At 65.7% G+C, this 7,194-nt stretch carries 7 protein-coding genes; 6 read left to right on the forward strand and 1 reads right to left on the reverse strand.

The annotated features are described in order from the left end of the window. Positions 1–27: 27 nt before the first annotated feature. The 5 genes from atpA (at position 28) to ACTWP6_RS06660 (ending at position 4,974) form a co-directional block, all read left to right on the forward strand. Positions 28–1,674 (forward strand): F0F1 ATP synthase subunit alpha, encoded by a 1,647-nt coding sequence (gene atpA / locus ACTWP6_RS06640; protein WP_260754621.1) that lies wholly within the window; start codon positions 28–30, stop codon positions 1,672–1,674. A gap of 24 nt (positions 1,675–1,698) precedes the next feature. Further along, positions 1,699–2,628: a F0F1 ATP synthase subunit gamma gene (locus ACTWP6_RS06645; protein WP_260754620.1), complete on the forward strand. Its 930-nt coding sequence runs from the start codon at positions 1,699–1,701 to the stop codon at positions 2,626–2,628. A gap of 36 nt (positions 2,629–2,664) precedes the next feature. Further along, positions 2,665–4,092, forward strand: a complete 1,428-nt coding sequence (atpD, locus tag ACTWP6_RS06650) for a F0F1 ATP synthase subunit beta (protein WP_260754619.1) — start codon at positions 2,665–2,667, stop codon at positions 4,090–4,092. A 63-nt stretch (positions 4,093–4,155) separates the two neighbouring features. Beyond that, entirely contained in the window at positions 4,156–4,521 is a 366-nt protein-coding gene (locus tag ACTWP6_RS06655; protein ID WP_260754618.1) for a F0F1 ATP synthase subunit epsilon, read from the forward strand. 6 nt (positions 4,522–4,527) lie between these two features. Beyond that, on the forward strand, positions 4,528–4,974 hold the full coding sequence (locus tag ACTWP6_RS06660) for a DUF2550 domain-containing protein (protein ID WP_260754617.1): 447 nt from the start codon (positions 4,528–4,530) through the stop codon (positions 4,972–4,974). 6 nt (positions 4,975–4,980) lie between these two features. Here the strand turns inward: ACTWP6_RS06660 and ACTWP6_RS06665 are convergent, their stop codons facing one another. Further along, entirely contained in the window at positions 4,981–5,556 is a 576-nt protein-coding gene (locus ACTWP6_RS06665; protein ID WP_260754616.1) for a cob(I)yrinic acid a,c-diamide adenosyltransferase, read from the reverse strand. A gap of 81 nt (positions 5,557–5,637) precedes the next feature. Here ACTWP6_RS06665 and murA point away from each other — a divergent pair, with 81 nt between their 5' ends. Beyond that, positions 5,638–6,891 (forward strand): UDP-N-acetylglucosamine 1-carboxyvinyltransferase, encoded by a 1,254-nt coding sequence (gene murA / locus ACTWP6_RS06670; protein WP_260754615.1) that lies wholly within the window; start codon positions 5,638–5,640, stop codon positions 6,889–6,891. Positions 6,892–7,194: the final 303 nt, after the last annotated feature.

Raw genomic sequence — 7,194 nt, forward strand, 5'->3', positions numbered from 1 at the left:
CAAACACGAAGGCAGGAACGAAAAGCCATGGCAGAGTTGACAATCTCGGCTTCTGACATCGAAGGGGCGATCGAGGACTACGTCTCCTCCTTCACCGCCGAGTCCGACCGTGAAGAGATCGGCATCGTCGTCGACGCCGGCGACGGCATCGCCCACGTCGAGGGTCTGCCCTCGGTGATGACGCAGGAGCTGCTGGAGTTCCCCGGTGGGGTTCTGGGCGTCGCACTGAACCTCGACGAGCACAGCGTGGGCGCCGTGATCCTGGGTGACTTCGAGAAGATCGAAGAGGGCCAGCAGGTCAAGCGCACCGGCGAGGTGTTGTCGGTGCCGGTCGGTGACGCGTTCCTCGGCCGCGTGGTGAACCCGCTGGGGCAGCCGATCGACGGTCAGGGCGACATCGAGTCCGACACCCGGCGCGCACTGGAACTGCAGGCTCCGTCGGTGGTTCAGCGCCAGGGCGTGTCCGAGCCGCTGCAGACCGGTATCAAGGCCATCGACTCGATGACCCCGATCGGGCGCGGCCAGCGCCAGCTGATCATCGGTGACCGCAAGACCGGCAAGACCGCCGTCTGTGTCGACACCATCCTCAACCAGCGTGAGGCGTGGGAGACCGGCGACCCCAAGCAGCAGGTGCGTTGCGTCTACGTCGCCATCGGCCAGAAGGGCACCACGATCGCGTCGGTGAAGCGCGCTCTCGAAGAGGGCGGTGCGATGGAGTACACCACCATCGTCGCGGCCCCCGCCTCCGACGCCGCCGGCTTCAAGTGGCTGGCGCCCTACACCGGTTCGGCCATCGGCCAGCACTGGATGTACGACGGCAAGCACGTCCTGATCGTTTTCGACGACCTGTCCAAGCAGGCCGACGCCTACCGCGCAATCTCGCTGCTGCTGCGTCGCCCGCCGGGCCGCGAGGCGTTCCCCGGTGACGTGTTCTACCTGCACTCCCGGCTGCTGGAGCGTTGCGCGAAGCTGTCCGACGAGCTCGGCGGCGGGTCGATGACGGGTCTGCCGATCATCGAGACCAAGGCCAACGACATCTCGGCGTTCATCCCGACCAACGTCATCTCGATCACCGACGGTCAGTGCTTCCTGGAGTCCGACCTGTTCAACCAGGGCGTGCGTCCGGCCATCAACGTTGGTGTGTCGGTGTCCCGTGTCGGCGGTGCCGCGCAGATCAAGGCCATGAAGGAGGTGGCGGGCTCGCTGCGTCTGGAGCTGTCGCAGTACCGCGAGCTGGAGGCGTTCGCCGCGTTCGCCTCGGATCTTGATGCCGCCTCCAAGGCGCAGCTGGATCGTGGTGCTCGCCTGGTCGAGCTGCTCAAGCAGCCCCAGTACACCCCGTACCCGGTCGAGGACCAGGTCGTCGCGATCTACCTCGGCACCGGCGGTCACCTGGATTCGGTTCCTGTCGAAGACGTGGCGCGTTTCGAGGCGGAACTGCTCGAGCATTTGAAGGCCTCGCACAGCGACATCCTGCAGAGCATCCGCGAGAGCAAGAAGCTCTCCGAGGAGGTCGAGGAGAAGCTGGTCAACGTCATCAACGAGTTCAAGAAGGGCTTCTCGGCTTCCGACGGCAGCTCCGTGGTGGTCAACGAAGCCGAGGCTGAGGCGATGGACGAGGCAGACGTCGAGAAGGAATCCGTCAAGGTCCGCAAGCCGGCCCCCAAGAAGTAGGACCGGGAAGGTCTGGAGAGCTAGATGGCTGCAACACTGCGCGAGCTCCGTGGGCGCATCCGTTCCGCCGGGTCGATCAAGAAGATCACCAAGGCCCAGGAACTGATCGCCACGTCGCGAATCGCCAAGGCGCAGGCCCGAGTCGAGGCGGCTCGGCCCTACAGTGCTGAGATCACCAACATGCTCACCGAGCTCGCGAGCGCCAGCGCGCTGGATCATCCGCTGCTCGTCGCCCGGGAGAACCCGCGGCGGGCCGCTGTGCTGGTGGTGTCCTCGGACCGCGGGCTGTGCGGCGCGTACAACGCGAACGTGCTCCGGCAGGCCGAGGAGCTGTTCTCGCTGCTGCGCGAAGAGGGCAAGGAACCGGTCCTGTACGCCGTCGGGCGCAAGGCATTGGGCTACTTCAGCTTCCGTCAGCGCCAGGTGGTCGAGTCCTGGACCGGGTTCTCGGAGCGTCCGACGTACGAGAACGCCCGCGAGATCGCCGACACCCTGGTGACGGCCTTCATGTCGGGCGCCGACGATGAGGGTGACGACGCGGGTGCCGACGGCATTCTGGGTGTCGACGAACTGCACATCGTCTTCACCGAGTTCAAGTCGATGCTGTCGCAGTCGGCAGCGGCACGCCGCATCGCCCCGATGGTCGTCGAGTACGTCGGCGACGAGCAGCCCGAGGAGGGCCCGCACACGCTGTTCTCGTTCGAGCCGGATCCCGAGACCCTGTTCGACGCACTGCTGCCGCGCTACGTCGCCACCCGCGTGTACGCCGCGTTGCTCGAAGCAGCGGCCTCGGAGTCGGCTTCGCGCCGGCGCGCCATGAAGTCGGCCACCGACAACGCCGACGATCTGATCAAGGCGTTGACCCTGGCGGCCAACCGCGAGCGCCAAGCGCAGATCACCCAGGAAATCAGCGAGATCGTCGGCGGCGCCAACGCACTGGCCGACGCCAAATAGTCTGAGAAGCAAGCCCCTTTAGGAAGCGAAGAGAAAATGACAGCTACCGCCGAAAAGACTGCCGGCCGCGTCGTTCGGATCACCGGTCCCGTGGTCGACGTGGAGTTCCCGCGTGGCTCCGTACCCGAACTGTTCAACGCGCTGCACGCCGAGATCTCTTACAAAGAGTTGTCCAAGACGCTGACGCTGGAGGTCGCGCAGCACCTGGGCGACAACCTGGTCCGCACCATCTCGATGCAGCCCACCGACGGCCTGGTCCGTGGTGTGGAGGTCACCGACACCGGTTCCTCGATCTCGGTGCCCGTCGGCGACGGCGTCAAGGGTCACGTCTTCAACGCCCTCGGTGACTGCCTCGACGAGCCCGGCTACGGCAAGGACTTCGAGCACTGGTCGATCCACCGCAAGCCCCCGGCCTTCGCGGAGCTCGAGCCCCGCACCGAGATGCTGGAAACCGGCCTGAAGGTCGTCGACCTGCTCACCCCGTACGTGCGCGGCGGCAAGATCGCCCTGTTCGGCGGTGCGGGCGTGGGGAAGACGGTGCTCATCCAGGAGATGATCAACCGCATCGCCCGCAACTTCGGTGGTACCTCGGTGTTCGCCGGCGTGGGGGAGCGCACCCGTGAGGGCAACGACCTGTGGGTCGAGCTCGAGGACGCCAACGTGCTCAAGGACACCGCGCTGGTGTTCGGCCAGATGGACGAGCCGCCGGGCACCCGTATGCGCGTCGCGCTCTCGGCGCTGACGATGGCGGAGTTCTTCCGTGACGAGCAGGGTCAGGACGTGCTGTTGTTCATCGACAACATCTTCCGGTTCACGCAGGCCGGCTCCGAGGTGTCCACCCTGCTCGGCCGTATGCCGTCCGCGGTGGGTTACCAGCCGACCCTGGCCGACGAGATGGGCGAGCTGCAGGAGCGCATCACCTCGACCCGTGGCCGGTCCATCACTTCGATGCAGGCCGTGTACGTGCCCGCCGACGACTACACCGACCCGGCGCCGGCCACCACCTTCGCCCACCTCGACGCGACCACCGAGCTCTCCCGGTCGGTGTTCTCGAAGGGCATCTTCCCCGCGGTGGATCCGCTGGCGTCGTCGTCGACGATCCTCGACCCGGCCGTCGTCGGTGACGAGCACTACCGCGTGGCCCAGGAAGTCATCCGAATCCTGCAGCGCTACAAGGACCTTCAGGACATCATTGCGATTCTCGGTATCGACGAGCTGTCCGAAGAGGACAAGCAGCTGGTGAACCGGGCGCGCCGTATCGAGCGTTTCCTGAGCCAGAACATGATGGCCGCCGAGCAGTTCACCGGCCAGCCGGGCTCCACGGTGCCGTTGAAGGAGACCATCGAGGCCTTCGACAAGCTCACCAAGGGCGATTTCGACCACCTGCCGGAGCAGGCGTTCTTCCTCATCGGCGGTCTCGACGATCTGGCGAAGAAGGCCGAGAGCCTCGGCGCCAAGCTGTGAGTGTGGCGGGCACCGGCGCGTTGAGCGTCTGCGCGAAGAGCATTCAGCGGAAGGTGGTGCGGCATGGCTGACCTGCACGTCGAGATCGTCGCCGTGGAGCGCGAGCTGTGGTCGGGGGACGCGACGTTCGTGTTCACCCGCACCACCGCCGGTGAGATCGGCATCCTGCCCCGCCACATCCCGCTGGTGGCGCAGCTGGTCGACGACGCCATGGTGCGGGTCGAGCGCGAAGGTGAGGACGATCTGCGCATCGCCGTCGACGGCGGATTCCTGTCGGTCACCGAGGAAGCGGTTCGGATCCTCGTCGAGAACGCGGCGTTCGAGTCGGAGATCAACGCCGACGAGGCCAAGCAGGACGCGGAGTCCGACGACGAGCGGACCGCGGCATGGGGTCGCGCGCGCCTGCGCGCCCTGGGCCAACTGGACTGACTGCCGATGAGCGCGTCCATGCTGTTCATGGTCGCGCTCGTCGGTGTCCTTCTGCTCGTCGTCATCACGCTGTCCTACCGGCTGTGGAAACTGCGGCAGGTTGGCGGTACCGCCGCGATCCTGCGGGATTTTCCCGCGGTCGGTGGCCACGGTTGGCGGCACGGAGTGATGAGATATCGGGGTGGAGAAGCCGGGTTCTATCGGCTGTCAAGCCTGCGGTGGTGGCCCGACCGCACTCTGAGCCGGCGCGGGCTCGAGATCGTCGCCCGGCGTTCACCACGGGGCGACGAATTCGACATCATGACCGACGAGATCATCGTCCTGGAGCTGCGCGACACGAGCCCTGAGCGTGGTCGCGGCTACGAGATCGCCTTGGATCGAGGCGCTCTGACGGCATTCACATCCTGGCTGGAGTCCCGCCCGTCTCCCCGGGCGCGCCGGAGATCCTACTGAGTCCTCCTACTGACGCTGCCCGCCCGGCTGCCACAGCACGTCCCCGTCGGGGTTGGCCACTCGCGACAGGATGAACAGCAGATCCGAGAGCCGATTCAGATACTTGGCGGGCAGCACGCTGACCGCGTCGCCGTGGGTCTCGACGGCGTGCCAGGCGGACCGCTCTGCCCGGCGGGTCACGGTGCGGGCCACGTGCAGCAGCGCCGACAGCGCGGTGCCGCCGGGCAGGATGAACGAGTTCAGCGCCGGCAGGCCCTCGTTGAATTCGTCGCACCAGGCCTCCAGACGGTCGATATAGCTCTGCTGGATGCGCAGCGGCGGATATTCGGGGTCGGCCACCACCGGCGTCGACAGATCGGCGCCTGCATCGAACAGGTCGTTCTGGATCTGGCGCAGAACCTCGAGAATCCGCTCGTCAGGGTGGCCGAGCGCGACCGCAACCCCGATTGCGGCGTTGGCTTCGTCACAGTCGGCGTAGGCCGACAACCGTGCATCGTTCTTGGAAACCCGGCTGAAATCGCTGAGCCCGGTGGTGCCATCGTCGCCGGTCCGCGTATAGATCCGCGTCAGGTGCACTGCCATGCCAAAACGGTACCGGGCCGTGCCCTTCGGCCGCGGCTCGGCAGCCTGACATGGCCCAGCACGCTGTTTACACTGACCGGCGTGAGCGAGCGTTTCGTGGTGACCGGCGGTTGCCGGTTATCGGGCGAAGTGGCCGTCGGGGGCGCCAAGAACAGTGTGTTGAAGTTGATGGCCGCGGCGCTGCTCGCAGAGGGCACCAGCACGATCACCAACTGTCCCGACATCCTCGACGTCCCGTTGATGGCCGAGGTGCTGCGCGGACTCGGCGCAACCGTGGAACTCGATGGAGACGTCGTCCGGATAACCTCGCCCGACGAGCTCAAGTACGACGCCGACTTCGCCGCGGTCCGCCAATTCCGCGCGTCGGTGTGTGTGCTGGGACCACTGGTCGGCAGGTGCAAGAAGGCGAAGGTGGCGCTTCCCGGCGGTGATGCCATCGGGTCGCGGCCCCTGGATATGCACCAGGCGGGTCTGCGTCAGCTCGGTGCCAGGTGCAACATCGAGCACGGTTGCGTGGTGGCCGAGGCCGATTCTCTGCACGGCGCAGAGATCCAGTTGGAGTTCCCGTCGGTCGGTGCGACCGAGAACATCCTCATGGCCGCCGTCCTGGCCGAGGGGGTCACGACGATCCACAACGCCGCGCGCGAACCGGACGTCGTCGACCTGTGCACGATGCTCAACCAGATGGGCGCCCAAGTCAGCGGTGCGGGATCGTCGACACTGACGATCACCGGCGTCGACCGGCTCTACCCGACCGAACACCGGGTGATCGGCGACCGGATCGTCGCGGCCACCTGGGGGATAGCCGCGGCGATGACGCGCGGGGATATCTCGGTGACGGGCGTCGACCCGGCGCACCTGCAGCTGGTGCTGCACAAGTTGCACGACGCCGGCGCCACGGTGACCCAGACCGACGACGGTTTCCGGGTCGTTCAATACGAGCGTCCGAAGGCGGTCAACGTCGCGACGCTGCCGTTCCCCGGCTTCCCGACCGACCTGCAGCCGATGGCGATCGGCCTGGCGGCGGTCGCGGACGGCACATCGATGATCACCGAGAACGTGTTCGAGGCCCGCTTCCGCTTTGTCGAAGAGATGATCCGGCTCGGAGCCGACGCCCGCACCGACGGTCACCATGCCGTGGTGCGGGGGATTCCCCAGCTTTCCAGTGCGCCTGTGTGGTCTTCCGACATCCGCGCGGGCGCTGGGCTGGTGCTCGCAGGCCTGGTCGCCGACGGCGACACCGAAGTTCACGACGTGTTCCACATCGATCGCGGCTACCCGAAGTTCGTGGAAAATCTGCTCAGCCTCGGCGCCGAGATCGAGCGGGTAAGCTAGATCTTGTGCGGCTGTAAAACGGCTGCGCCCCTCTGACCAGCGGATTTGACTTCGAAAGAAGGCAAGTTCTAATCTAATCGAGTCGCCGCGGAAACGCGGAGAACAGAGTCTTGACTAGCTGGACGAGATAGTTTAAGCTGGCAGGGTTGCCCTGAAAAGGGTCGGTCACAAGACTCGGGCGTGTTGTTTGAGAACTCAATAGTGTGTTTGGTGGTTTTTGTTTGTTGTTTTTTGGCCTGCCTCTTTTTCCCGTTTAGGGGTGGGTTGTTTTTGGATGCCAGTTTTTGGTGTCTTGTTTGATGA

The organism is Mycobacterium sp. 4D054, assembly GCF_052245755.1.
Taxonomy (GTDB): domain Bacteria; phylum Actinomycetota; class Actinomycetes; order Mycobacteriales; family Mycobacteriaceae; genus Mycobacterium.